Source organism: Hyphomicrobium sp. DY-1 (assembly GCF_047497105.1).
Taxonomy (GTDB): domain Bacteria; phylum Pseudomonadota; class Alphaproteobacteria; order Rhizobiales; family Hyphomicrobiaceae; genus Hyphomicrobium_B.
Genome location: NZ_CP134870.1, coordinates 1,647,560 through 1,671,275, shown reverse-complemented (window position 1 = coordinate 1,671,275; position 23,716 = coordinate 1,647,560). Strand labels below are relative to the sequence as shown.

Annotated in this window: 27 protein-coding genes and 1 pseudogene; 20 read left to right on the top strand and 8 right to left on the bottom strand. The window is 56.9% G+C overall.

What is annotated here, in order from left to right:
* Positions 1 to 195: 195 nt before the first annotated feature.
* The 3 genes from RLW41_RS07890 to RLW41_RS07880 all read right to left on the bottom strand — a co-directional run bounded on the left by RLW41_RS07890 (position 196) and on the right by RLW41_RS07880 (position 1,496).
* Positions 196 to 441 carry a hypothetical protein gene (locus tag RLW41_RS07890; RefSeq protein ID WP_414464138.1) on the bottom strand — a complete coding sequence of 82 codons (246 nt, stop codon included), beginning with the start codon at positions 439 to 441 and terminating at the stop codon, positions 196 to 198.
* Positions 442 to 556: 115 nt separating this feature from the next.
* The gene (locus RLW41_RS07885; RefSeq protein WP_414464137.1) at positions 557 to 994 is read right to left on the bottom strand and encodes a molecular chaperone DnaJ; all 438 of its coding nucleotides are present in this window, start codon (positions 992 to 994) and stop codon (positions 557 to 559) included.
* Positions 995 to 1,079: 85 nt separating this feature from the next.
* Positions 1,080 to 1,496: a PilZ domain-containing protein gene (locus tag RLW41_RS07880; RefSeq protein ID WP_414464136.1), complete on the bottom strand. Its 417-nt coding sequence runs from the start codon at positions 1,494 to 1,496 to the stop codon at positions 1,080 to 1,082.
* A gap of 378 nt (positions 1,497 to 1,874) precedes the next feature.
* Here RLW41_RS07880 and RLW41_RS07875 point away from each other — a divergent pair.
* From RLW41_RS07875 to RLW41_RS07835, 9 genes and pseudogenes are all read left to right on the top strand, one after another.
* Positions 1,875 to 2,528 (top strand): annotated as a pseudogene (locus tag RLW41_RS07875) (response regulator transcription factor); the annotation flags it as partial.
* 121 nt (positions 2,529 to 2,649) lie between these two features.
* Positions 2,650 to 3,921: a flagellar hook protein FlgE gene (locus tag RLW41_RS07870; protein ID WP_409561321.1), complete on the top strand. Its 1,272-nt coding sequence runs from the start codon at positions 2,650 to 2,652 to the stop codon at positions 3,919 to 3,921.
* A gap of 30 nt (positions 3,922 to 3,951) precedes the next feature.
* Complete coding sequence (gene flgK / locus RLW41_RS07865) at positions 3,952 to 5,412, top strand: flagellar hook-associated protein FlgK (RefSeq protein ID WP_409561320.1); 1,461 nt, start codon at positions 3,952 to 3,954, stop codon at positions 5,410 to 5,412.
* Between the two features lie 5 nt (positions 5,413 to 5,417).
* Positions 5,418 to 6,476: a flagellar hook-associated family protein gene (locus RLW41_RS07860; RefSeq protein ID WP_409561319.1), complete on the top strand. Its 1,059-nt coding sequence runs from the start codon at positions 5,418 to 5,420 to the stop codon at positions 6,474 to 6,476.
* Positions 6,477 to 6,512: 36 nt separating this feature from the next.
* A complete protein-coding gene (gene flaF, locus RLW41_RS07855; RefSeq protein ID WP_409561318.1) occupies positions 6,513 to 6,857 on the top strand; it encodes a flagellar biosynthesis regulator FlaF in 345 nt (114 codons plus the stop codon).
* On the top strand, positions 6,857 to 7,273 hold the full coding sequence (gene flbT, locus RLW41_RS07850; RefSeq protein WP_409561317.1) for a flagellar biosynthesis repressor FlbT: 417 nt from the start codon (positions 6,857 to 6,859) through the stop codon (positions 7,271 to 7,273). Before flaF ends, flbT begins: the two co-directional genes overlap by 1 nt.
* Positions 7,270 to 7,680 (top strand): flagellar hook assembly protein FlgD, encoded by a 411-nt coding sequence (flgD, locus tag RLW41_RS07845; RefSeq protein WP_409561316.1) that lies wholly within the window; start codon positions 7,270 to 7,272, stop codon positions 7,678 to 7,680. Before flbT ends, flgD begins: the two co-directional genes overlap by 4 nt.
* The gene (gene fliQ / locus RLW41_RS07840; RefSeq protein WP_409561315.1) at positions 7,677 to 7,946 is read left to right on the top strand and encodes a flagellar biosynthesis protein FliQ; all 270 of its coding nucleotides are present in this window, start codon (positions 7,677 to 7,679) and stop codon (positions 7,944 to 7,946) included. Before flgD ends, fliQ begins: the two co-directional genes overlap by 4 nt.
* A 272-nt stretch (positions 7,947 to 8,218) precedes the next feature.
* Complete coding sequence (locus RLW41_RS07835) at positions 8,219 to 9,328, top strand: diguanylate cyclase (protein ID WP_414464135.1); 1,110 nt, start codon at positions 8,219 to 8,221, stop codon at positions 9,326 to 9,328.
* A gap of 46 nt (positions 9,329 to 9,374) precedes the next feature.
* Here the strand turns inward: RLW41_RS07835 and RLW41_RS07830 are convergent, their stop codons facing one another.
* Positions 9,375 to 11,525: a putative bifunctional diguanylate cyclase/phosphodiesterase gene (locus RLW41_RS07830; protein ID WP_414464134.1), complete on the bottom strand. Its 2,151-nt coding sequence runs from the start codon at positions 11,523 to 11,525 to the stop codon at positions 9,375 to 9,377.
* A 404-nt stretch (positions 11,526 to 11,929) separates the two neighbouring features.
* Between RLW41_RS07830 and RLW41_RS07825 the strand changes: the two genes are divergently transcribed.
* The 11 genes from RLW41_RS07825 to RLW41_RS07775 all read left to right on the top strand — a co-directional run bounded on the left by RLW41_RS07825 (position 11,930) and on the right by RLW41_RS07775 (position 21,837).
* Positions 11,930 to 12,220, top strand: coding sequence for a PilZ domain-containing protein (locus RLW41_RS07825; protein WP_414464133.1), 291 nt, complete (start codon positions 11,930 to 11,932; stop codon positions 12,218 to 12,220).
* A gap of 526 nt (positions 12,221 to 12,746) precedes the next feature.
* On the top strand, positions 12,747 to 15,080 hold the full coding sequence (locus tag RLW41_RS07820; RefSeq protein ID WP_414464132.1) for a methyl-accepting chemotaxis protein: 2,334 nt from the start codon (positions 12,747 to 12,749) through the stop codon (positions 15,078 to 15,080).
* Positions 15,080 to 15,502, top strand: coding sequence for an STAS domain-containing protein (locus RLW41_RS07815; RefSeq protein WP_414464131.1), 423 nt, complete (start codon positions 15,080 to 15,082; stop codon positions 15,500 to 15,502). Before RLW41_RS07820 ends, RLW41_RS07815 begins: the two co-directional genes overlap by 1 nt.
* Positions 15,499 to 15,864, top strand: a complete 366-nt coding sequence (locus RLW41_RS07810) for a response regulator (protein WP_024276535.1) — start codon at positions 15,499 to 15,501, stop codon at positions 15,862 to 15,864. Before RLW41_RS07815 ends, RLW41_RS07810 begins: the two co-directional genes overlap by 4 nt.
* A 17-nt stretch (positions 15,865 to 15,881) precedes the next feature.
* Positions 15,882 to 18,077, top strand: a complete 2,196-nt coding sequence (locus tag RLW41_RS07805) for a chemotaxis protein CheA (protein ID WP_414464130.1) — start codon at positions 15,882 to 15,884, stop codon at positions 18,075 to 18,077.
* Between the two features lie 5 nt (positions 18,078 to 18,082).
* A complete protein-coding gene (locus RLW41_RS07800; RefSeq protein WP_409561309.1) occupies positions 18,083 to 18,550 on the top strand; it encodes a chemotaxis protein CheW in 468 nt (155 codons plus the stop codon).
* A complete protein-coding gene (locus tag RLW41_RS07795) occupies positions 18,547 to 19,437 on the top strand; it encodes a CheR family methyltransferase (protein WP_409561308.1) in 891 nt (296 codons plus the stop codon). Before RLW41_RS07800 ends, RLW41_RS07795 begins: the two co-directional genes overlap by 4 nt.
* Positions 19,434 to 20,477, top strand: a complete 1,044-nt coding sequence (locus RLW41_RS07790) for a chemotaxis response regulator protein-glutamate methylesterase (RefSeq protein WP_409561307.1) — start codon at positions 19,434 to 19,436, stop codon at positions 20,475 to 20,477. The genes RLW41_RS07795 and RLW41_RS07790 overlap by 4 nt, the downstream gene beginning before the upstream one ends.
* Before the next feature lie 12 nt (positions 20,478 to 20,489).
* Positions 20,490 to 20,879, top strand: coding sequence for a response regulator (locus tag RLW41_RS07785; RefSeq protein ID WP_409561306.1), 390 nt, complete (start codon positions 20,490 to 20,492; stop codon positions 20,877 to 20,879).
* Positions 20,876 to 21,418: a chemotaxis protein CheD gene (locus RLW41_RS07780; RefSeq protein ID WP_409561305.1), complete on the top strand. Its 543-nt coding sequence runs from the start codon at positions 20,876 to 20,878 to the stop codon at positions 21,416 to 21,418. Before RLW41_RS07785 ends, RLW41_RS07780 begins: the two co-directional genes overlap by 4 nt.
* A 23-nt stretch (positions 21,419 to 21,441) precedes the next feature.
* Complete coding sequence (locus RLW41_RS07775; RefSeq protein ID WP_414464129.1) at positions 21,442 to 21,837, top strand: hypothetical protein; 396 nt, start codon at positions 21,442 to 21,444, stop codon at positions 21,835 to 21,837.
* Between the two features lies 1 nt (position 21,838).
* Here RLW41_RS07775 and RLW41_RS07770 read toward each other — a convergent pair whose 3' ends face one another.
* Genes RLW41_RS07770 through RLW41_RS07755 form a run of 4 tightly spaced genes read right to left on the bottom strand, consistent with a single transcriptional unit; the run spans position 21,839 to position 23,710 of the window.
* Positions 21,839 to 22,396: a hypothetical protein gene (locus RLW41_RS07770; protein WP_414464128.1), complete on the bottom strand. Its 558-nt coding sequence runs from the start codon at positions 22,394 to 22,396 to the stop codon at positions 21,839 to 21,841.
* The gene (locus RLW41_RS07765; RefSeq protein WP_414464127.1) at positions 22,393 to 22,848 is read right to left on the bottom strand and encodes a flagellar basal body-associated protein FliL; all 456 of its coding nucleotides are present in this window, start codon (positions 22,846 to 22,848) and stop codon (positions 22,393 to 22,395) included. Before RLW41_RS07765 ends, RLW41_RS07770 begins: the two co-directional genes overlap by 4 nt.
* Positions 22,845 to 23,336, bottom strand: a complete 492-nt coding sequence (locus RLW41_RS07760) for a hypothetical protein (RefSeq protein WP_414464126.1) — start codon at positions 23,334 to 23,336, stop codon at positions 22,845 to 22,847. The genes RLW41_RS07765 and RLW41_RS07760 overlap by 4 nt, the downstream gene beginning before the upstream one ends.
* Positions 23,337 to 23,338: 2 nt before the next feature.
* A complete protein-coding gene (locus tag RLW41_RS07755) occupies positions 23,339 to 23,710 on the bottom strand; it encodes a rod-binding protein (protein ID WP_409561300.1) in 372 nt (123 codons plus the stop codon).
* Positions 23,711 to 23,716: the final 6 nt, after the last annotated feature.

The following is a 23,716-nucleotide window of genomic DNA, read 5'->3' as shown; positions in this document are numbered from 1 at the left end:
GCTTCGTCGATCATCTTGGACGCTTCGCGATTACATACGTCGGAAGCGCCGGCGAGGACCTCAAATCAAAATTGAAAACCCATATCGGAACCGCAACACAATTCAAGTTCCGCCATTTCGCGGATGAGCGTCAGGCCTTCGAAAAAGAATGCGAGATATTTCACAAGTTCATGCCGAACGGAAACATCCTGCACCCTAGCCGACCGCGCGGAACAGATTGGATGTGTCCGAAATGTCGTCGTTAGCCTGGCTCGCCGATAGCAGACTGATGACGTCCGCAAGCGCCTGATGATAGCCGGCATGCCAGTAGGCGCATTCGTCGGTGTCGCGATCGAGATGGCGTTGCGTTTCGAGTATTTTTGACCAATTCCCGTCGAGCTGTGCACCCATGCCGGCCATACGCAACTGCAACATCTTAAGGTCGGCGCTCACGTCGTCCATCTTTAACCCCATCGCATTCTCTGCCGGTCGAGGGCCGGCTACGATGAGACATTACCCGACATTCGTGGGAACATCGCGAAAGAACAATCTCGCATTTTAGATAAGTTCGCGAGGCTCAGCGTTCACTCTTTTTCAACCGGGCAACGTAGCGATCCATGAGATCATTGGCGATCATCATGCGCTGTGTCGCAAGCTCCCTGAGCTCGGACTGCACACGATCCGGATGATTTCTAAGTGCAAATTCTCGCCGCAGTGTCGCGATGTCAGCTTCGGAAAAATTAGCGTCGAGTCCAAGCTCAATTAAAATTTTATTCGGATCGAGCAACGGATCTGCGCTGATGCTGCTTTGCTCATCGAAGGCGTAGGGGTGTTTCGGAGGGACTTGAGAATTTCCCACACCGCCGCGAGAAGCAGCAGCCAAGGCCCACGCGGCCTCTAAACCATCGATGGAAAGACGATTGGGGCGTGATATACCGGCTGGCCGATCGTCACGACCGAACAAGCTGTCAATGATCGATTCAAAATCGGACGGAAGGGGTTCCCGTGATGTCATCGGACCGCGGTTCGGAGCGAAATGCCGGATCGCGGAACGTTACGAAACGCAGCTTGCAGTACGCTGACGGGTCACGTCCCGCCAATCACGGCCGTCGAGTCGACTTTTGCAGCGTTACGGCTCTGCCGAAAAATTCCCGACCGAGATTTTCAAAGTCGAGTCGTTCATCGACGTTAGGAATCGGATAGAGAAACTCTAAGCCAAGGTGTTTGTCGCGTAGCCAAGTCACTGTGCCATCGAGCATCGTGCCATCGAAGAGCGTCAGCGCGATTCTGTCACCGACGTTCGGGACGATTCCGTCCCCGACGCTAATTTTTGCTCCGGATTCCGATAAGTCGACGAGGTCGCAGATGAGCCGGATACCGCGAAAGTTTAAAGCGACGTGCTGGCGAGCTATGTGCCGGATGCCGTCGCGCCGCTCGTCGTCGGCCTCGATGCTTTCCGGAACCAGGACCTCGGTCTGAAAGCTGCTCATGAACTTTTCAAACGTGGTCTTATTCATTTACGCACCCAAACTTTAAATCCGCGCGTCAGGACGCGCAAACACGCAGCATATAGCCATTAATTCGCAAGCGGATCTTTCTATTCCGGAGAAACGCCTGAATTAAGAAGTCTTTGGTTTACGCAATCGTTTGGAAATAAATTCAAATTTATCGATTTCCCAACGATCGGCAAAAAGGCGAGCGCGTTCCATCTTCCACCTTCGCAGCCTCAGTCACAGCGACGACTAGAAGAACAGATGCAGACGCAAGGAGCGGGCGCGGACTTATGATTTGGCGTGGCATTTCCGACCCACGCAATAATGAAATAATTGTTAATAAGTCACGTGAATCACTGTATTTCCTTCTGTGCCAATGATTTGCGGGGCTTGGGGGGCATCATGTTCGTTGTGCTTGACGACCGTTTGACGGTCGCGGGGGGATACGTTGCGTGCTTTGAACGCGAAGGAGTAGCGGCAACTTCAGTTGATCCAAACGAGTTCTCGGAGTGGTTCGAACTCATCAATGATGCCGATATCGCGGTTATCGAGGGCTTTTTGATTGGTGCCGTGGCAAACCGGCGCCAGATATCCGCAAGGATCAGAGCACGCAGCCGCGCGCCGCTCATGGGGCTGATCGAAGCGCGAGCGCTGAGTGAAACGCTCGAGCTTTTCTCGCTCGGGTTTGATGATGTCCTCGCGAAGCCCTTTCACGTCCGCGAAGTCTTGGCACGCAGCGGCGCCATTCGTCGCCGGATGCAGATCGTCGACGAATGTGTAGATGTTGGTGGCATCCGGATTTTCTTCGACGGTCGCGATCCGATCGTGAACGGAGAAGTGCTGCCCCTGCCGCGTCGTGAGCGGCGGATCCTCGAGTGTCTCGTGCTGAGCCGCAACACCCGCATTACGAAGACCCAGATCTTCAATCGCGTGTACGGCATCTTCAATGACGAAATTCATGAGAACGTCATCGAAAGCCACATTAGCCGCCTGCGCAAGCGGCTGAAGCAGAGACTTGGTCACGATCCGATCGATTCCCAGCGTTTCCTTGGCTACCGCTTGAAAGACCTTGCCAGCGATGATGCTGCACAGCCCGCGGAAGCAGCGCAAACCAGTCTCACGCAAGGCCCAGATGCTTCAATTGCGCCGAGCATCATTCGCGACGAGGAGAATGTCGATGGGTCTTTACGGAGTAATGACTACCAGCGTCTCGGGCATGTCTGTCCAGTCTGACCGTATGGGTACGGTTGCGGACAACATCGCAAATATCAACACCACTGGTTACAAAGGCGCATCAACGGAATTCGCAACGCTCATCGCGGAAGGCAGCGTCGCAGAGTACGTGCCGGGTTCCGTTTCGACCATCGCTCGTCGGGCGGTCTCCCAGCAGGGAGACTTCACCTACACCAAGTCGCCGACCGACCTCGCGGTCAGCGGCAACGGATTCTTTATGGTGGAAAGCGATTCTGGAACGCCCTTCTTGACGCGTGCAGGCAATTTCGTTCCGGACTCCAATGGCGATCTGGTGAACGCTGCAGGGTTCAAGCTGCTCGGCTACAACCTTTTGGACGGCAGCTCGAGTTCCGTCGTAAACAGTGCCGCCGGTCTTCAGGTTGTGAGCACGAGCAGCCTTGGCCTGAAGGCAACGCCTTCGACAAGCGGCAAGTTCGGCGTAAACCTCCCTGCTGACGCGGACATTACTGCCGCGGCCAACCTCCCGGCGGCGAACGCTGCGACGGCGGAATATGCCGGCAAGACCTCGATTGTCACTTACGATAACCTCGGTCATCAAGTGACGCTCGACGTCTATTCCGCAAAAACGGCCGACAACACCTGGCAGATAACCGTATACAATGCGGCCGGCGCGACCAACGGTGGCTTCCCCTACGCAGCGGGCTCGCAGTTGGCGACGACGAACGTGACGTTCGACGGCACGACAGGCGCGTTGACCTCGACAAGCCCGCAAGCGCTGAGCGTCAACATCCCCAATGGCTCAACATTTTCGCTCGATATCAGCAAGATGACCCAGCTGGCCGCGAGCTATTCGCCCCAGACCGGTGCCGAAGCACCGAGCGCGAATGGCAGTCCTCCGTCTGCTGTTGACCGTCTTGAGATCAGCGACGAAGGCATCGTGACGGCAGTCTACAAGGACGGTTCACGCGTCGACGCATTCAAGATTCCATTGGCGACCGTCGCGAGCCCGGACAATCTCACGGCGATCTCTGGAAACGTCTACGCCACGAACAAGGAGTCCGGAGATTTGCAGCTCGGCACCGCTAACGAGAGCGGTCGTGGCAAAATCATCTCGGGCGCATTGGAAAGCAGCACCGTCGATCTTGCTTCCGAGCTGACGACGATGGTCCAGGCTCAACGCAACTACACGGCAAACTCGAAAGTGTTTCAGACCGGCACCGAACTCCTGGACGTACTCGTCAACCTCGTTCGGTGACGGAAAACATAGGAAATAAAGGCCCAGCTGATGTCGCTTACGCAGAGCACGAGTAATGCGCTTTCAAGCATTTCGACGGTTTCCGAGCAGATTTCTGTCGTCTCACAGAACATCGCGCGCGTAAACAATACGGACGCAAGCAGAAAAGTCGCGAACGTCGTCAGCGGGCCGGGCGGCGGCGTCAGCATCGCGGGCGTGACGAGAACAGCCAACAAGCTGCTTCTCGACACGTACCTCGACGCAAACGCAAGCAGCCAAACGCAATCGGCCGTCAATTCGGCCTTGGATCAGTTGCAGAATACGGTGGGCGACACGGACTCTGATACGTCGCCCGCCGCCTTGATGTCGAAGCTCAACACGGCACTTCAGAACTATTCTGCTACTCCTCAGAATAGCGCGGTCGGGGCAACAGTCGTAACCGCCGCACAAGAGCTGGTGACGTCTCTCAACGAAGCTACACAGGCAGTCACTGACGTTAGAAATCAGGCCGATTCCGACATCGCGACATCGGTCGGCAACATCAACAGCCTTCTTTCGCAGTTCCAAACACTCAACCAGCAGGTTGTGTCGGCCTCGGGTAGCGGCAGGGACGTCACGGACGTCTTGGACGCGCGCGATGCAGTATTGAAGCAACTGTCGAATGAAATAGGAATTCGGACGGCCACGCGCGACAATGGCGATATGGCCATCTACACGGACAGCGGCGTCACTCTGTTCGACAAAACGGCGAGGTCGGTGACCTTTCAGCAATCTGCGAATCTGTCCGCGAACTCCGTCGGATCGCCGGTTTATGCTGATGGTGTGCCGATTGCAGGCACGCCGCACATGATGTCGATCAGCTCCGGCAAGCTTGCCGGTCTCGTTGAAGTCCGCGACAGCATCGCCCCGACGTATCAAAGCCAACTCGATGAAATGGCCCGCGGTCTGATCTCGACCTTTGCCGAAAGCGATCAATCTGGAAGTGGTTTGCCCGATGCAGCCGGATTGTTTACCGACGGCGGCTCCTCATCAGTGCCGACAAGTATCGTTCCAGGTCTAGCAGGCTCGATCAAGATCAACGCAAGCGTTGATCCGACCCAGGGCGGAAACGCCGAGCTCATTCGTGATGGCGGTATTGCCGGCGCGAGCTACACCTACAACAGCGACGGCGGCGCATCTTATACGGACCGCATCCAGCAGCTGATAACGAATCTCGGTTCCACCCAAGCCTTCGATTCCTCGACCCAGATTCATTCGACGGGCTCGATGCTCGATTTCGCCAAGTCGTCGGTCTCGTGGCTCGAAGCGCTACGTCAATCGTCAAGTAACGAGGCGGAATCGCGCCAAACGATTGCTGATCGCGCCGCCACCTCGTTGTCGCAGGCCACCGGTGTGAACCTCGACGAGGAAATGACCAATTTGCTCTCGCTAGAGCGAACGTTTCAAGCCTCGTCCCGTCTCATCAGCACCGTCGACAATATGATCTCGACGCTCTTACAGGCAGCGAGCTGACATTCATGATTTCCTCGTCATTCATCTCTTCCGCTTCGATCTCCAATGAAACGCTCAGATCGATAGCCAAGTACCAGCAGCAGCTCGTCGACGCCCAAAAAGAGCTTGCGACGGGCAGGCACGCAGACGTGGGGGTAACCCTGGGTGCGACGACAGGTGTTAGCATCTCGATGCGCCAGGACATGGATCAGATCCAGGCCATCCAAGGTTCAAACAATCTTGTGCTCAACCGTCTCAGCGCGTCGCAATCAGCGCTTGATACGCTGGCGAAGAGCACGTCCAATTTTCTCTCGAGTCTGATCACGGCGCAAACGGCCGCCACGTCCCAGGATACGTTGATCCAATCGGCGAAGGCCGGGATGCAAACGCTGCAGGATCAGCTCAACGCCTCGCTCGACGGCCAGTATCTGTTCGCGGGCATCAATTCCGACGTCCAGCCCATGGAAGACTTTTTTGGAACGCCGCCATCGGCTGGAGCGCAGGCGATCACCGCCGCCTTTACCGCCAAGTTCGGCATGAGTCCGGATGACCCCAACGTCTCCAGTATTTCGCCCAATGATATGAGCGACTTTCTCAACAATGAGTTCGCCAATCTGTTCTCGGATGCAAACTGGTCGAGCACCTGGTCGGCCGCATCGGATAAACCGGTGAGCAGCCGAATCTCTCGGAACCAAATCATCGATACGTCAGTGACAGCCGACAACGGCACATTCCGGTCGTTGGGCGAAGCTTTCGCAATGATTTCCGGCCTCGGCTTTGCAAACCTGAACAGCGGTACGCAGCAGGTGATCATCTCGAAGGCTCGCGACCTCACCGGAGACGTGACGGGCGGTCTCACGCAAGTTCAGTCGGCCCTGGGCGTCACGCAACAGCGCGTTACTGACGCCAACAGTCAGATCGACTCGCAAGTCGATTTTCTAACGAAGTCGATCGACAATTTGGAACAGATCGATCCAGCAGCAGTCACGACACAGTTGTCGCAGATTTCGACGGCGCTTCAGGCTGCGTATTCGCTGACGAGCCAGCTCAACAATCTCAGTATCCTCGATTACCTGAATAACTAACGACGGCATCCAAGGGCGGATTGCGGAAGGCGAAAGATGTATAAGTTCTCATATGAAGAAACATTGAGCGAGTCCGGAAATCGGCAGCGCGAGAACGAGCGCCTCGCCCTGGAGCAATCTGTGGCCCTGTTGAAGACGGCAGAGAAGGCGGGACCGCAGTCGCGCGAAGCCGTAGACGCGATCATCTTCTTAAACAGGCTTTGGAGCTTCTTTCTTGAAGATCTCGCGAAACCCGAAAATGGGTTGCCAGACGAGGTGCGAGCCAAGTTGATCTCAATAGGGATCTGGATGCTCAAAGAAGCCGAGGCGATCAGCAACGGCAGGTCGCGGAATTTCGCGGGCCTTATCGACGTATCAAATGTCATCGCGGAAGGTCTTTGATGGCTGGCGGCCTGAAAATTACCCTGAGAGCCGGTGAACGCATCTTCATCAACGGCGGCGTTCTGCGCGTTGATCGCAAGGTCAGCCTTGAGCTCATGAACGACGTCGTCTTCCTGCTCGAACAGCACGTGATGAAGCCGGAAGATACAACGACGCCTCTGCGGCAATTGTATTTCATGATTCAAATGATGCTCATGGATCCGGCGCTCTACATGAAAGCGCGGACGATGGCGAGGGAATCGGTATCGAACCTCTCAGCCAGCATCCGCGATCCCAAGATTCTTGTCGGTCTCAAGGAGGCCGGCGACATGCTGGATGGCGACCGGCCGTTCGATGCTTTGAAGAAAGTGAGAACGCTGCTTCCGTTAGAGGTCGCGGCAAACGCCTCGGAAGAACGCAGCAAGGAGGTCGCATGACCACGGTTCCAGCCACCGGCGGTACGTCGGGTACGCAGACGTCTTCGAGCAGTCAGTCCTCAACGACGCTCGATTATAATGATTTTCTTCAGTTGATGGTCGCACAATTGCAGAATCAGGATCCGCTCAATCCGACCGATACGAACGAATTCATGTCGCAGATTGCCGAATTCTCGAATGTCGAGCAGAGCATCAACGCGAATTCGAAGCTCGACCAGCTTCTGGTGAATTCCAATATTTCCCAGGCGAGCACGATGATCGGGCTGGTCATAACGGGAACGGATGGCACGCAAGGCGTGGTTCAGTCGGTCCGTATCGACTCCTCAGGCTCGACTGCGATCCTGACCGACGGAACTCAAGTCCCGATCACCGCAGGCGTATCGATAGGATATCCCATATCATCATGACAGAAGGTGATGCACTTCAGCTCGTTCAACAGGCTATCTGGCTGACGATTGTGCTCGCTGGCCCAGTTGTGGGTTCCGCAATGGTTATCGGCGTAGGCGTCGCATTTGTTCAAGCGCTCACGCAAATCCAAGAAATGACGCTGACGTTCGTGCCTAAGATAATTGCCGGATTTGTCATCCTTCTGCTGACGGGAAGCTACAGCGGAAGTTTGCTGAAAGTATTCACCGAACAGATATTCATGCGAATTGCCATGGGTTTTAAATAGCGTTTTCTGATCTATCACGTTGCGTAAATGGTAATATAAACAGACTATTTCGAAAATGCGCAAAAAGAGCATTGCGCCAGTAGCCGACTCGTGGTCGGGATGCTGGCGGCATTTATTTGAATAAGTACGCAGCCTAATCATAGCTACGACTTTAGTGCCGTCGGCTTCATTGCCGGGAAGTTCCACTCTTCATTGAGCGTCGCCGCGTCTTTGCCGCAGGAAACACGTCCGATTGGGTTGCGAGTTCCGTCAATTCGAGCCGAGCACGAAGCATGAGCACATTTGCACTCCGGCAGCTACCGTCGTCCGCGGCTTTCATGTTGGCAAGCCTTGCGGCCATCGCTTGCACGTTTCTCGTGTGGAACATTTCGATGCGCTCTGATGGCGATTTAGCATCGCTTCTGAGCTGGTCCGATGTTTCCTGGCAAATAGCCGAGGTCGATGCAAGAGGTCGTATCGTTCGTCTTGGAGCCCATCCTTTCGGACTGGCGCTTCTTTTCGGACTAGTCACGGCCTGCTGTATGAGCTTCGCTTGGGGCGCCTGGAAGTTCATCGATCGCAGGCCTACGCAACGAGAGGCGGACGAGGGCCTCTCGGATCGGCTCGAAAAAGTCGGCAAAGAACTCGACGACGAAATGTCGTCCGTGATGCGCCTCTTGAAGCAGCATCTGGATTTGAGCGGATCTCATTCGGAATCGTTGACGAAAGCCGCTGATGGTCTCGTTTCTTCGACGTCGCCAGATGGTATCCGGGCGATCATCCAGTACCTCATCAGCGAAAACAAAAAGGTGCAGACCGAGGTCAACGAGCTTAACAACCGGCTTCAGCAGTCGCAGGTGCAAATTGATAAGCTGCGCGTCAGTCTGAGTGACAGCCATCGATTAGGCATGCTGGACGCGGTGACATCACTGAAAAACAGGCACTGGCTGGATGTTCATCTTCCCAAAGAAGTGGAAGCGGCGGCGCACGCCAAGGAACCGCTCAGCATCATCATGGCCGATGTCGATCACTTCAAACGCATCAATGACACGTTCGGCCATGCAGTCGGCGACGAGATCCTGCGGCGCTTCGCGGAACTCCTCTCCAAGAATATCAAGGGCAGAGACACGGCGGCTCGGTATGGTGGTGAAGAATTCATCGTCGTTCTGCCTCAAACGCGGCTCGCGGGCGCCAGAAATCTCGGCGAGCAAATGCGCGGTGAGCTCGAGTCTAAGAAATGGATGCATCATCGCACGGGGCAGCCAATCGGGAAGGTGACGGCATCGTTCGGCATCGCCGAATTGCGGCAAGGCGAAGAATACGACGATTTCCTTGATCGCGCAGATTCCAAATTGTACGAAGCGAAAGCGGCAGGACGTAATCGTGTTGTCGTCGACGAGTAAGTCGGTTGAAAGAGCTTCGCTTAGACACTGACGGATTACAGCGTTCTTAAAGCGGATTGGCGAACAGCGTCCTGAGCTTCGCCGCAGGCACGGCCCGCGAGAAAAGAAAGCCCTGCGCCTCGACGCAGCCCTCTGCTCGCAGTCGCTCAAGCTGCTGCTCAGTCTCGACGCCCTCTGCGACGCTCGTCATTCCAAGATTATATCCGAGCTGAATGATTGATCTGCGAAGTGTCGCTGACCGCTTGATGTTCGCGACCGCCGACACGAACGACCGGTCGATTTTGATTTTGTCGAACGGAAAGTCCTGTAAATAGCTCAGCGAAGAAAATCCTGTACCGAAGTCGTCGATCGAAAAGCGAACCCCCATCTTCCGAAGCGTTTCAAGCGTCGCGGAAGCCGCGTCACGGTCCTTCATGAGGAGCGTTTCAGTAATCTCCAGGATCACACGGGACAGCGGTATATTCTTTGCAGCGTTGGTGACTTTCTCGACAAGGTCTGGCTCGCGAAACTGAGCCGGGGAGATATTGACGGCAACCCAGATGTCATCGGGCCAGAGGCTCGCCTCCGCACATGCGCGCTTCAAAACCCAGTCGCCAATTTGGCCGATAAGCCCGCATTCCTCCGCAATCGGGATGAACTCGGACGCAGGAATAATTCCGCGGACCGGATGCGACCAGCGTATCAGAGCTTCGCAACCGACGATGCGCCGCGTCTTGACGTTTACGATCGGCTGGTAGTGAAGTTCGAATTTGCTGTTCGCAATCGCCTCATGCAGTCCCATGATGATCTGGTGACGCTTCTGCAGGCGCTCATGCATCGAATGTTCGAAGAAGCCGAAGCTTCCGCGCCGCACGGATTTGGTCCGGTAGAGCGCCATGTCGGCATTCGTCAGTAGCTTCTCGGCATCGTTCCCGTCGGACGGGCCGACCGCGATCCCGATGCTTGTACCGACGGTAAGTGTATTGTCCCCGAGTTCGAAGGGCTCTGCAAACGCCGAAAGGATGCGCTTTGCGAGCGATTCGACTTCTTCGATGGATTGCGGCGCCATCTGAATAATGGCGAACTCATCGCCGCTGATCCGTGCGACCGTGTCGGTATCACGGACTTCGCTTTTTAACCGTTCTCCGACTGCAAACAGCAGCGCATCGCCGACATGATGGCCGAGAGTATCGTTGATCGACTTGAAGCGATCGAGATCGAGGCAATGAATGGCGAGCGCCCAGCCGCCCTTGGCTTGCGCAAGTGCGGAACGCACGCGCTCTTGAAACAGCGTGCGATTGGGTAGTCCGGTTAGTGCGTCCTGATGCTCAAGGCGCCCAATGGTTTCCTGGTCGCGTTTGCGTTCGGTAATATCAAAGTGGGCAACGATAAACCCGCCGTCGGTAAGCGGCGTGCTGCGAACTTCAAGGCATGTGCCGTTGGGCCGGCGCCGCTCGAACACTTGCGACTCACCTTTCGTCGTGAGATCGAAGCGAGAGCGGATTTGCTTCTCAGTTTCTCCCGGCCCGTATTCGCCGCGCTCGGCATTGAAGTGATAAAGATCCTCAAGAGTTGGAAGACCGCGTTTAAAGAGAGCGTCCGGATATTCCAAAAGCTGCTTTTGTCGTTCGTTGATCAGCACCATGTGCAGATCGCGATCGAAAATAGTTAGACCGCCAGGAAAGCTTTCAGCTACAGCCTGCAGCAACACATCATTATTCGGCCGCGCGATGTGGGTTTCGACGGGGGCAGACGCCTCCACCTGAAGCGACACAAACCCCGTGACGCGTCCGCTCCGGCCCTTGAGCGGCCGAATGGTCGCGTCGACCCAATAGAGAGTTCCGTCCTTAGCTCGATTTTGAATGCGTGAATGCCAAGTTTCACCGCGGTTGAGAACTTCATAAGCCGCGTTCCAGAATGCGCGGGAATGATGGCCTGAACTCAAGATTGAATGGTTTTGCCCCAAGAGCGCTTCGCGCGCATAGCGGCTGATCCGTACGAACGCGTCATTCACATGAATGATGCGACCTTCATTGTCTGTGATCGATACGCAGCCGAAAGGATCGAGCGCCGACGCCAGTGTTTTGGCGTTTCCTGGCAGGCTAGGAGGGGCGGCCGTAGTTTTTGCCTTGCGGGCCATTTTCTTAGCCGCAGCAGTTTGCGTACGTTCGCTGGGCTTGAAATCCGTAACGCCCTTAGCTGCTGAGCCCCGCATCATCCCGCCCGTTTACATTCTGGCCGAATACTGAACGAAATCCCTCGCGTTCGGATTTCGAGCGGGCCCAACTTTCCCATTCTATCATGCCGACCATGCGTCGGCGCGTCACGTCCACATTATTTTACATTTTGCCAGTTCTGAAACTGACAGACCTCATCTATTCGCATAATTGGTCTTAAATCTCTTAAGGTCCGATTATCCGATTTTCGGGCGAATCAGGGTAGTCATAACTCGTCTGTATGCGGATATGTGTTTTGGTGCGCGAAAGCCCCCAAATCGCCGGGGCAGATAGAAGGCTGGCTCTACAGTAGGTGCGTTTGCTGCAGAGGCGCGCCGGCGCCATCGTATGAGCGTAGATGCAAGTGTACCAAATGCGTCAATCACGCAGAAGATAGGTCAGCAACTTGGCGATAGAACGTCCAAAAGATCAGAGGCAATTCGGTCGGCGCACGGTTTTTAAGCCGGGTACCGTCGTGCTTGACGATGGTCAACGTATTGACGGCACCATTCTCGATCTTTCGGAGGGCGGCGCCAAAATTAAAGTGCCGAATCCGAATTTATTGACCGGCGAATTTTTTTTCGAAGTGCCGAGCGACGATTTGGTTGTCCGATGCCGTGTTATTCGGGTCGACGCGGGCATCGTCGGCCTGCGCTATATCAAGCCGCCGCGCCGATTGTCATGGGTTAAGAAATAGCGCGCCGCGAGTCGGCAATTGCCTGAAATGATTCAAGGTTTGGCGAATTAGAAATTGTGCCGCGCCGCGAGGTTAAGAGGGTGCTACAAAAGTCCCTTATTGGGGCGGAATTAGAGCTTTGGTGATATTTCGATATTTATTCAATTACTGAGAAATAAATTTACGTCGTAAACGAATTCGATAGCATTGCCGAATACGGTTATCGCACGGCAGCTTGATTAAGCAATCAAAGGCATGACGCCGCGCAGCCGTGTCGGTTTAGATCCGACATGTTCCGGCCTATTCGAGCAGGAACACCCTTCATGGGCAATGGTCGATTGCGCCCGGCATTTGCCGGTCGTTGCTGCGCATCTTTGGATATCCGAAACGTCATCGCTCGCTCGCGCACGTGGATCGCGGCGAATGAAGTCGCGCGCGCATAGTCGGTCGTTCGCCCACCAAAACGAAATTCGTCCTCCCACCGTCAAAGGCGAAAGCCGGTCCATCTCAAAACGAATACGAAAAAATACGAGGAGAGAAGCACGCCATGGTCGTTGAGTATATTAATAGCAAGTGGTCGATGCCCCGTCGGCTTGTGCTAATCGCTTCGGTTTTTCTTATTCCGTCGCTGGCTCAACTTTATCTCTATGCAGATAATACGTTCCGGCACATCGGCGCGGTCGATCGCGAAATTGAGGGTGCCAAACTCGCGTCGGCCGTTTGGGCGAAGATGCCCACCAGCAAGGACGGAGTGGTGACGGGCCGAGAGAGCGATGAGCTCGCAAGCGCAGCAAAAGCGCTTGGGGTTGGATCGGCGCTTGGCGCTTTCGAAAATGCCAAGACGGTGAGCGAGCAGGCCCACAACGGCTTCGAGCTTTTGGATCAGATCGCAAATGCGTCCGGCCTTGCGACGGACGCGTCGGACGACGGTTTTTATGCTCAGGATATCTTTATTCAGCGCCTCTCGGGCGTGAAGCAGGCAATCGTTGAATTGCAGGATACGCTTTCGACGCAGGCCACCGCGGGCGATCAAACTGATTTGGCGATGAATTATGCCGTGCAGTCACGCACCAACGCCAAGTTGAAGGCCTCGTTGCGCAAACTGTTTGGTGAGGATGCAACGGGTGAACTCAAGCGCGCCATTGGGGATGAGCCTGCACAGCTCGTGGCGAAGCTTGACGGCATCGCTGCGCAGATCAAAGCTGCGAACTATCAGCGAACGGCACTGGGCGGCGCGTTCCAAGCTTCTCTTTCCGATGCCAACGACATGATCGGAGCGGTGGCGGGTTCGCTCGGCGAGACCTTCCTTCAGATTGCCCAGCGGCGCGTGAACGCTGAATCAAGCGCGCTCTACTGGACGCTCGGCCTTTTGGTGTCGGCAACGATCCTCGCAATCGTTCTAGTTGCTCTCATTTCGAGAGGGACGTCACTCCGGCTTTCCAATCTCGTCCGCTCCATGGAGCAGCTGAGCCACAAGGACCTGACCGTAAGCATTCCTTATCTCGCTGACACAAATGAGAATGGCAAGATCGCTGGCGCCCTGTCACGCTTCAAGGAAGCCTTGCTGGAAAACAAATCGATGACGGATTCGATTGTTTCGGCGGCCAAGGAACAGCAGGAACAGAGTGAGCACTACGCCCGTGAGCACGAACGCTTCATGGCAGCATTCACCTCTGCAGCGGAACGTATTGCGAGCGGAGATTTCACGCATCGCATTACCGAGAATGTCATCAGCGAGTACGAAGCCATCATCAACCAGATGAACCTGATGATGGGTCAACTTGAAGCGGCTCAATCTGGAAAGATCGAGGCTGAGAACCAGATCAACGTCGTCGTCGCATCTCTTGGAACGGCGCTCTCCGAGCTTGCGGACGGGAATCTTGAAACGACGGTCTATGCCGAATTCGCTCCGGAATTCGAAAAGCTGAAGCGAGACTTCAATACGGCAGCCTCACAGCTCAAGAGCACGATCGAACTCGTGAAAAAGGGCGCTGGCAGCATCAGAATCGGCACCGAAGAAATTTCGCAAGCGTCCGATGATTTGTCTCGTCGCACCGAGAACCAGGCGGCGAGCCTTGAAGAGACGGCTGCTGCGGTCAAGGAAATCACCGATACCGTCGGCAAGACGGCACAAGGTGCAACGCATGCTCGCGATACGGTTTCTGTCGCAAAGTCGGATGCCGAAAAGAGCGGCGAGATCGTTCGCAAAGCCATCGCTGCAATGAACGGTATCGAGACGTCCTCCAAGCAGATCAGCCAGATCATCGGCGTCATCGACGAGATCGCATTTCAAACCAATCTTCTCGCGCTTAACGCCGGCGTCGAGGCGGCGCGTGCAGGTGATGCGGGTCGCGGATTCGCTGTCGTTGCTTCGGAAGTCCGCGCTCTGGCGCAACGGTCCGCCGAGGCTGCGAAGGAGATCAAGGGATTGATCTCCGCGTCGACCGGCCAGGTCGCGCAGGGCGTGCAATTGGTCGGCGAAACCGGTCAGGCTCTGACGCGCATCGTTTCTCAGGTCGGAGAAATTAACGAGATCGTCACAGGAATCGCGGCAAGCGCCAACGAGCAGGCGCACGGCCTCGAACAGGTCAACACGGCCGTCAACGAGATGGATCAAGTCACCCAACAGAACGCCGCCATGGTCGAGGAAGCAACGGCAGCCACGCAGACGCTCGCCCAGCAGACTGAAGAGCTGGTGCGTCTCGTCAGCCGCTTCCGAACGGGTGCAGACACGGTTGTCGAATTGATGCCGCGTCGCGAGCAGCAGCCAAAGCCGGTTGCTCGTCTTGCGCAGGCCGCCGCAAAAATGAAAGCCGCCGCCGGTGGCGGCAGCCGTCACAGTGTAGCCGCAGCAGCTGATGCGGGCTGGGAGGAATTTTAATGGCAAGAAAGAGGGCACAACCGGCACGCGCGAAGGCTGCTAAAACCGGCCAGCGCAAAGCGCCGGCAGCGAAAGCGGCGCAAGAGGCGGTGCTGAGCGAGGAGACCGAAACCTCGGTCGCAGTTCTTCCCGAAGCAACGATTTCTGAGCCGTTGGTGCTGCCGGAAACACTCGATTCGGCGTGTGCGATATCGGTGAGAAACATGCTGTTGGAACGCCGCGGTTCGCCGTTGGTCGTCGATGCCGGGCAGGTACGCCGAACGGGTATGCAGGCGGTCCAGATCTTGATCGCGGCTGCACAGACTTGGCAGGCTGACGGGCATAGCTATGCGGTAACGAATCCCAGCAGCGAGTTTCTCGACACGATCACACTTGTCGGACTGACGCGCGAGCAGATCTTTCTCGAAGGAATGGCCGGATGACACAGACAATACTCACCGTCGACGACTCTCGAACCATGCGTGACATGTTGCGAATGGCGCTGGCCGAAGCGGGATACAACGTCCTGCAGGCTGAAGACGGTGTCCACGGTCTCGAAGTCCTGCAGACGGCGACACCTGACGTCATCGTAACGGATATCAACATGCCGAAGATGGACGGTTTTGGATTGATAGAAGCCGTCCGCAAGGACAGCCGCTATCGCCGCGTTCCGATTCTCGTCCTGACGACCGAGAGCGATGCCGCCAAAAAGCTGCGCGCTAAGGAAGCCGGTGCCACGGGCTGGATCGTCAAGCCCTTCGAACCCACGAAGTTGATCGCAGCCATTCGGCGCGTCGCGGCATAAAATAAAAGAGAAGTGCAATGACCGTCGATACGATGGCCGCTATCCGCCAGACTTTCTTCCAGGAGTGCGAGGAGCAACTCTCCGAAATGGAGGCTGGCCTGCTCGCAATGGACGAGGGCAATGCGGATTCAGAAACAGTCAACGCCGTCTTTCGGGCGGTACATTCGATCAAGGGCGGTGCCGGCGCATTCAAGCTGACTGCGCTCGTGCAGTTCGCACACACGTTCGAAACGGCGCTCGATCACGTTCGCAGTGGTAAGCTGGCGCCGACGGCGGATGTGATGAAGCCGATGCTCCGTGCCGCCGACGTCCTGGCCGATCTTGTGGAAGCTTCGCGCGACGGCACAGACATCGACGAATCGTCGTATGCGGCAGTCGCTGCCGAGGTCAAAGCGCTGACGGCCGCCAACGAAGAAGAGGACGTTGAAGAAGTCATAGACTTCCAGCCGTCGGTTATAGATTTCGAGATGCCGGCCATTGCGACGGAGCCGGAAGCTCCGCCGCTGCACGAATATCGCATTCGGTTTGTGCCGCGCCCCGAGCTCTATGCCAATGCCAACGAAGCGGCGCTCATCATACGGGAATTGTCGCGTCTCGGCAGCATCGAAGTTTCGTGCGATGCAACGGCCGTTCCCGACCTCGAAGCCATCGAGGCCGAAGGCGCCTATCTCGCCTGGGATATCAAACTTTCATCGCAAGAAACCATCGAGGCCGTTCGCGAAGTCTTCGAATTTGTCGACGGCGAAGCGGAAATCAACATCGAGACGGATGGTCAGCCCGGCGTTTCCGATGCCGACATAGCTGCGCTGCTCGCTAAGGCGCTTGGAAGCTCATCCGCATCGGAAGCTGAGGCGTCCGCCGCGGAAATACCGGACGCGGGATTCAAAGCCGCTGTACCGCAATTGGAACTGCAAGCAGACACGCCTGCAGAGCCGGTCGCCGCGCCTGAACCCACTCCGCAGGCCGCGCAGGCGATGGAAACCCCAAAAGCGGCTGCCGTTCCCGCGCAAACCACGATCCGAGTCGAGTTCGATCGCGTCGATCGCCTGATTAATCTCGTCGGCGAGCTGGTGATCAACCAGGCGATGCTGTCGCAGCGCGTCGTCGAAGCGAACCTCGCAGGATCGTCATCGATCGTCATCGGCCTTGAAGAGCTCGAGCAGCTGACGCGCGAAATCCAGGAAAGCGTAATGGCGATCCGCGCTCAGCCGGTGAAGCCGCTGTTCCAGCGCATGTCGCGCATTGTTCGCGAAGTGGCGGATGCGACGGGCAAGCAGGTCCGCCTCAAGACGGAGGGCGAAGCGACTGAGGTCGACAAGACGGTTGTCGAGCGACTCGCCGAGCCTTTGACGCACATGATCCGCAACGCGGTGGATCACGGCATTGAAACGCCGGAAGCCCGCATTGCTGCGGGAAAGCCGCCTGAAGGAACCATTCGCTTGAGCGCCGCGCATCGCTCGGGCCGGATCGTGATCGAAATATCCGACGACGGTGCCGGTATCGACCGTCCGAAAGTGCGTGCCTCGGCAATCAAGAAGGGCTTGATCTCGCCTGACGTGCAACTGTCCGATAACGACATCGACAATCTGTTGTTCCTGCCGGGCTTCTCGACCGCCGCAACCATATCGAGCATTTCCGGTCGTGGTGTCGGCATGGACGTGGTCAAGCGGTCGATCGTTGCGCTCGGCGGGCGCATTGCCATTTCATCGCGGCCGGGACAGGGTTCGACTTTCTCGATGAGTTTGCCGTTGACGCTGGCGGTCCTCGACGGCATGGCCGTCTCTGTTGCCGGTCAGACGCTTGTCGTGCCGCTCACCGCCATTGTCGAGACGTTGAAGCCGAAGAAGGCCGAGCTTCACGGACTTGGCAAAGACGGCCGGGTGATGTCGATCCGGAACACGTTCGTTCCTCTCATCGACGTTGGCACCCAGCTCGGATTTCGCGATACGCCGGCCGATCCCGAAAACAGTGTCGCGATCCTGGTCGAAACCGACGGCGGCACGCGCAATGCTCTTCTAGTCGATTCGATCCAGGATCAACGCCAGGTCGTCATCAAAAGCCTTGAGACGAACTACGGGACGGTCGCTGGAATCGCAGCGGCAACCATTCTCGGAGACGGTCGCGTCGCGCTCATTCTCGATGTGGACGCCTTGCTTACCAGCTCGTTCGATACCCTTCGAAGCGACGATCTGCGCTACGGGACAGGAGGATAACAACCATGCAAGACGCAAGCTCCCCCGCCAACAACGTCAATCGCGAGTTCGTCGCGTTTCGCGTCGGCGATCAGGAATTCTGTATCGATATTATGGGTGTGCGCGAAATTCGGGGCTGGACGCAGGCCACGCCGCTGCCCCATGCGCCGCCCTATGTTCGCGGCGTCATCAATCTGCGCGGTGCGGTATTGCCGATTGTCGATCTCGCGATGCGCTTCGGGCTGGGCCTGACCGAGCCCACGCCGCGGAGTGTCATCATTGTCGTTCAAGTCCATCAGCAGGTCATCGGCCTTCTCGTTGACGCCGTGTCGGATATCCTGACAGTCTCCGAAGCTGCAATGCAGCCGACACCGGATATCGCTTCAGGCCTTGCAAAGACGTTTGTGAAGGGCGTGTATCCTGTTGACGGGCGCATGATCAGCATCGTGGCGTTGGATTGTGTTCTGCCAATCAGCGAAAAGGCTGCCGCATGACGCCGGAGCCGCGAGGATCTGCCGCGGCGCCGTCGGGCGCGCTCGTAACGGGAGAGTTTGCATTTTCAGATGCAAACTTTCGTGAGATCGCACGCATCGCCAAGGAAGAAGCGGGTATCGACCTGCCGCAGTCGAAGGCAACCCTCGTTTATTCGCGTCTGGCCAAGCGCCTGCGCGCCCTCGGCATCTCGACATTTTCCGATTATTGCGCCGCCGTCCGTGAAAATGACGACGAGCGCAACAGCATGATCGCTGCGCTAACGACCAACGTCACGCGATTCTTCCGCGAACCCCATCATTTCGAACATCTCCGCACCCAAATCATCGCGCCATTGGCCGATGCCGCGCGCCGCGGCAAACGCGTTCGGCTATGGTCGGCGGCCTGTTCCAGCGGCCAGGAACCTTATTCGATGGCTCTGACGGTGCTATCCGTGCTGCCGGAGGCTGCATCTCTCGATATCCGTATTCTGGCGACGGATCTCAATCCGCACGTCGTCGCTCGTGGTAAGGCGGCCTGCTATCAGAAAGAAGAACTGCAGGACATTCCATCGAACCTTCGGAGCAAGTGGCTCGAAGCGGCGCCTGGTGGCGATAACAGCATCATGCGCGTCGCAGAGGAAGCACGCTCTCTCGTGTCGTTCCGCGAACTCAATCTGATGGGGTCGTGGCCATTTCACGGACCGTTCGACGCGATCTTCTGTCGAAACGTCGTGATCTATTTCGATCGCGAAACGCAAAGCGCGATCTGGGGACGATTGGCGCGGATGTTGCGAGACGATGGCACCCTTTACATCGGTCATTCCGAGCGTGTCGCAGGACCTGCCGCCGCAGTGCTGCTGGCTGACGGCATCACGACCTATCGTAAGAAAGGCGGCAAGACGTCATGAAGAAGGTAAAAGTCCTTGTGGTCGACGATTCTTCGACGATGCGAGGGCTAATCGCAACGGCGTTGACCAAAGATCCCGATATCGAAGTCGTCGGGCAGGCCGAAGATCCAATTCAGGCGCGTCAGGCCATCAAAGCGCTCAATCCTGACGTCATCACGCTCGATGTCGAGATGCCTAACATGAACGGACTCGATTTTCTCGAGAAGATCATGCGTCTGCGGCCGATGCCGGTGATCATGGTCTCGACGTTGACGGGCCGAGGCGCCGATGAGACAATCCAGGCGCTCGAAATCGGCGCCGTCGATTGTATCGAGAAACCGCGTCCCGGCAACGAGCACAGCTTCGAAGAGCTTCCGTACAAGGTCAAGATCGCAGCGTCGGCGCGTGTCCGTCCGCTCGTCAAATCGGACGTCCATGCGCCGGAGGCTTCAAATGCCCGTGCGCCGCATGAGTCCTATCACCCCGATGGCCGCATCATCGCCATCGGTGCTTCGACGGGCGGCGTCGAAGCGCTCATGGCGCTCCTTTCTCAGTTTCCTGAAAATTGTCCGCCGACCGTCATCACGCAGCATATGCCGCCGACGTTCACACGCAGCTTTGCAATGCGACTCGACAGGCAGTGTGCGCCGAAAGTTCAAGAAGCGACCGACCGGGCCAAGCTTCTTCCCGGACACGTTTTCCTTGCACCGGGCGGTACGCAGCACCTTGAAATCACGGCGGATCTTCGCTGCCGGTTGAAGACTGCCGACCGCGTCAACGGTCACTGTCCATCGGTCGACGTTCTTTTTCAGTCCGTTGCGAAGACCTGCAAAGCCAACGCAATTGGCGTGATCCTGACCGGCATGGGTAAAGACGGCGCCGCCGGCCTGCTCTCGATGCGCCAGGCAGGCGCAAAGACCTTCGGACAAAGCGAGGCCAGCTGCATCGTCTACGGCATGCCCAAAGCCGCCTTTGAAATGGGCGCCGTGGAAAGGCAACTCCCGCTCGATAAATTGGCTTCGGCCATCATTGTAGAAACGTCCAAGAACAAGAATCACTAGGAGGCCTTCACTATGCCCGCAATGCAGCAATTATCGATTCTGGTTGTCGACGATACGTCGGTCAGCCGAGCGCTTCTGACGGACGGACTCGATCAGATCGGATTGAAGTCGTTCAAGGTTGCGAAGGATGGCGAAGAAGGCCTGAAGATGATGATGACGGCGCCCTGCCACCTCGTTATCTCGGACTTCAACATGCCGAAAATCGACGGCATTCAGCTTCTTCGCGCGCTCCGCCAGCATGCCCCAACAAGCAAGGTTGGCTTCATTCTGGTGACGGGCAAAGGCGACAAAGCGCTGATTGATGAAGGCAGGAAGTGGGGGCTAAACAACTTTCTCGCAAAGCCCTTTTCAGTCCCGCAATTGAAGACCTGCATCGAGGCCGTGGTTGGTAAGCTGACATGACTACCGCGTCCACAGCGGAAAAGCGGATCCACATCATCCAGGGCGAGTTCTTCGTCACTGACGACCGCAATGTCATGGTGACGACGATCCTTGGATCGTGTGTGGCAGCGTGCATTCGCGATCCGCTGGCGGGTGTCGGTGGGATCAATCACTTTCTGCTGCCGGGTGAGCTTGGGAGCACACAGCAGGCCGAACGCATGGGCGTCCATCTTATGGAGCTGCTCGTGAACGGACTGCTGAAAGCCGGCGCACGACGCGAACGCCTCGAAGCCAAGGTGTTCGGGGGCGCCCGAACAGTGCGATCACGCTCCGACATCGGCAAGAACAACGCCGACTTCGCGATGCGCTTTCTCAAGGCCGAAGGCATCACCTATGTCGGTGGCAGCACTGGGGGTGCGCAGGGGCGCAGAATTCAGTATTGGCCGGTTTCCGGCCGCGCGCGGCAAATCCTGCTGACGGGGCCGACGGAGATCGAACGGCCGGCGAAACTGCCGGTTGCCTCGCTCGTCGACAATGCCGGCGAACTCGAACTTTTTTAGTGGCACTAAGCTGGGGGATAAAAATGAACAACCACAACGGCGGACTCCAGCAGTCTGTGAACGTGCCCGTTCCCGACGTTCTGCGCACGACATCCGACGAAGTGCGGATGCTGGCTGGCTCGGCTGCGGATCTTCAGAATTTGATTGGCAATCTCGTCGTCGCCGGCGCATTCGGCGGTTCGCAGTCCATTTACGAACTGCAAAATCTGGACCGGCTTTGCCAGAACCTAGACGCCATTGCCGATTTTCTGGACGGCCTTTCTGAAAGCGCGCTGCCCGCCTGGAAAATCGATGTCGCAAGCGCCGCGAAGACGATCAAGCTCGCCGATGTCGCCCAGCGGTTGACGGGGCAGACGGCCGATAGCCAGAACGCGACCGGCGATTTTGACGATTTCGATAGCTGGCCGATGCCTCGTTGAGCTAAGCGCCGACGAATTCCCGCGCAGCGTCGAGCGAGGCGAAGCGGCGACGCCCGACAAGCGTGTCGATCTCGATCGAGCCGTCGTCGTATTCCAGAAATTCGCGTCCCGCGAGTTGGCCGCCAACAACCGCTTTGGGAGGCGACGGCAAGGGTGGCGGTGTCGGCATTGGCGTCGGCGACATGCGAGGCGGCTCGAGGGGCGGTGCGCTCCGAGGCGTTGCGCTAACCTTCGTCAGCGAACGGCCGCGCTCGAGAACCGGCAGAATTTTCATCGAGACGGCGGCGATCAAGATGCTCTGCACGATCGCCAGCGCCATCAATCGGTGAATCCAGATTTCCGGTGAATCGGACCGAAGAGCCGAGCAGCCGATAATGAAGATGCCAACCGAAAGCGCGCCAAGCCCGGCAAAAACCGAGAACGCGGCGAGACTGCCGCGCCGTCGAACCGATTGCGGTTTAATCCCAAGTTCAACGTCGCGCGTGAGACGGACTTTGAGTTCGGCGGCAGACTTCCGGAAAACGGCATCGAAGCCGAAATCAGTATCAATGGCTGTCATAGTTTTCTCATCATGTCTTGTTTGGAGAGATAGGCCCAACTATCAATCATTACGTCTTTAACGACATCGCGCCCCATGCGCTTGTTCGCGCCGGCGGCGACGTTATTGGCGAGCTCGTTGATCACTTGTTTGCGCCCGCTCTTCATGTCTTCCGGCGCTTTCTCGTAGATTTGTCGGAAAGCTTCGTCCGCGACGAACGCCTCAGGCTGCACCGTGCTGATCTTCAAGAGACTTGTGTCGGCGAGGAACTGCAGGCGCGTTACGATGTAACCAAGAACCTCGCCGTTCGACAGCAGCGGCACGCTGACCATGCGCGTGCGCATCATTTGATATTGGCCTTGCTCGGCGTTTGCGCTGGCGGCCTTCGCCGCCGCCTTCCACGACATCGCGCCATAAAGGCCGCCGATTGTCGACAGACAAGTGATGAGTGCAAGGACCAGCGATCGGATCACGGGCTACTCCGCATCGGTCCGATATTGCGCGTATATGTGCCATCCGATTCGGCGTTTTGGATCGCATCGGACAGCATTGCCGTGATTTCTTTTACGGCATCAAGATGCAGGCGGATCTTCCGAAGATTGACGGCGAGCTTGCCTCGAAAGACCTGCAATCGCAATTCGAGATCTTCATTGACGTCGTCGCTTTTCAAGCGCCGCATCGCATGATTGAGATCCACGAGGCCCTGGCTCTTGCGATCGTTTGATGTCTTGAGATCGAAATTGGGCGCCTTGTCGAGGGCGATCGTCTCTTCCTCGAGATACCCTTCGATGCGATTGAGCACGGCAAAGACGACGGCGCGCGCGGCATCAGCATCGTGCATCGGCGGCTGATGTTGTGGCGCATTGCGCCGGTCGCCCCGAGCGTGGTTATTCGTGCGGGCCGCGCCGCCAGCCGGGAACTGAGAAGAGCTGGCTTTATCATCTGCAATGAGCGTGCCCATATCTACTTTCCTTTCGAGCCATCAGGCTCGTGCTTCATTATCATTTGAGCAATTCCGATCGTTCCCGATTTGGACAGCGTCGTCGCCATATGGTCTGCCAGCATGGAACGCCATATCGAACCCGCAGTACCTTCCCCAAACAACGCTTCGGAATCTTTCGGCAGCCATTCCTCAAGCATCTGTCGGAGATAGAGCGCCTCGAATTGCTGGCCCACTTCTTTGAGCTTTTTCTGCCGCGCGTCGTTCGCCGGAACTTGGGTCGACGAAGTCGCAGTCTGCGCAGTCTGGCTATTGCTCGCCGACGTCAGCCGAACGCTCTGCTTCGCGGCCCAAATGGCCTGATCTGCTGCTGAAACGGGTGGGATGCTCGACATCAAATC

Coding starts and splice junctions, on each gene's coding strand:
- RLW41_RS07890 (WP_414464138.1), bottom strand. CDS start 441: ATGGACGACGTGAGCGCCGACCTTAAGATGTTGCAGTTGCGTATGGCC.
- RLW41_RS07885 (WP_414464137.1), bottom strand. CDS start 994: ATGACATCACGGGAACCCCTTCCGTCCGATTTTGAATCGATCATTGAC.
- RLW41_RS07880 (WP_414464136.1), bottom strand. CDS start 1,496: ATGAATAAGACCACGTTTGAAAAGTTCATGAGCAGCTTTCAGACCGAG.
- RLW41_RS07870 (WP_409561321.1), top strand. CDS start 2,650: ATGGGTCTTTACGGAGTAATGACTACCAGCGTCTCGGGCATGTCTGTC.
- flgK (WP_409561320.1), top strand. CDS start 3,952: ATGTCGCTTACGCAGAGCACGAGTAATGCGCTTTCAAGCATTTCGACG.
- RLW41_RS07860 (WP_409561319.1), top strand. CDS start 5,418: ATGATTTCCTCGTCATTCATCTCTTCCGCTTCGATCTCCAATGAAACG.
- flaF (WP_409561318.1), top strand. CDS start 6,513: ATGTATAAGTTCTCATATGAAGAAACATTGAGCGAGTCCGGAAATCGG.
- flbT (WP_409561317.1), top strand. CDS start 6,857: ATGGCTGGCGGCCTGAAAATTACCCTGAGAGCCGGTGAACGCATCTTC.
- flgD (WP_409561316.1), top strand. CDS start 7,270: ATGACCACGGTTCCAGCCACCGGCGGTACGTCGGGTACGCAGACGTCT.
- fliQ (WP_409561315.1), top strand. CDS start 7,677: ATGACAGAAGGTGATGCACTTCAGCTCGTTCAACAGGCTATCTGGCTG.
- RLW41_RS07835 (WP_414464135.1), top strand. CDS start 8,219: ATGAGCACATTTGCACTCCGGCAGCTACCGTCGTCCGCGGCTTTCATG.
- RLW41_RS07830 (WP_414464134.1), bottom strand. CDS start 11,525: ATGATGCGGGGCTCAGCAGCTAAGGGCGTTACGGATTTCAAGCCCAGC.
- RLW41_RS07820 (WP_414464132.1), top strand. CDS start 12,747: ATGGTCGTTGAGTATATTAATAGCAAGTGGTCGATGCCCCGTCGGCTT.
- RLW41_RS07815 (WP_414464131.1), top strand. CDS start 15,080: ATGGCAAGAAAGAGGGCACAACCGGCACGCGCGAAGGCTGCTAAAACC.
- RLW41_RS07810 (WP_024276535.1), top strand. CDS start 15,499: ATGACACAGACAATACTCACCGTCGACGACTCTCGAACCATGCGTGAC.
- RLW41_RS07805 (WP_414464130.1), top strand. CDS start 15,882: ATGACCGTCGATACGATGGCCGCTATCCGCCAGACTTTCTTCCAGGAG.
- RLW41_RS07800 (WP_409561309.1), top strand. CDS start 18,083: ATGCAAGACGCAAGCTCCCCCGCCAACAACGTCAATCGCGAGTTCGTC.
- RLW41_RS07795 (WP_409561308.1), top strand. CDS start 18,547: ATGACGCCGGAGCCGCGAGGATCTGCCGCGGCGCCGTCGGGCGCGCTC.
- RLW41_RS07790 (WP_409561307.1), top strand. CDS start 19,434: ATGAAGAAGGTAAAAGTCCTTGTGGTCGACGATTCTTCGACGATGCGA.
- RLW41_RS07785 (WP_409561306.1), top strand. CDS start 20,490: ATGCCCGCAATGCAGCAATTATCGATTCTGGTTGTCGACGATACGTCG.
- RLW41_RS07780 (WP_409561305.1), top strand. CDS start 20,876: ATGACTACCGCGTCCACAGCGGAAAAGCGGATCCACATCATCCAGGGC.
- RLW41_RS07775 (WP_414464129.1), top strand. CDS start 21,442: ATGAACAACCACAACGGCGGACTCCAGCAGTCTGTGAACGTGCCCGTT.
- RLW41_RS07770 (WP_414464128.1), bottom strand. CDS start 22,396: ATGACAGCCATTGATACTGATTTCGGCTTCGATGCCGTTTTCCGGAAG.
- RLW41_RS07760 (WP_414464126.1), bottom strand. CDS start 23,336: ATGGGCACGCTCATTGCAGATGATAAAGCCAGCTCTTCTCAGTTCCCG.
- RLW41_RS07755 (WP_409561300.1), bottom strand. CDS start 23,710: ATGTCGAGCATCCCACCCGTTTCAGCAGCAGATCAGGCCATTTGGGCC.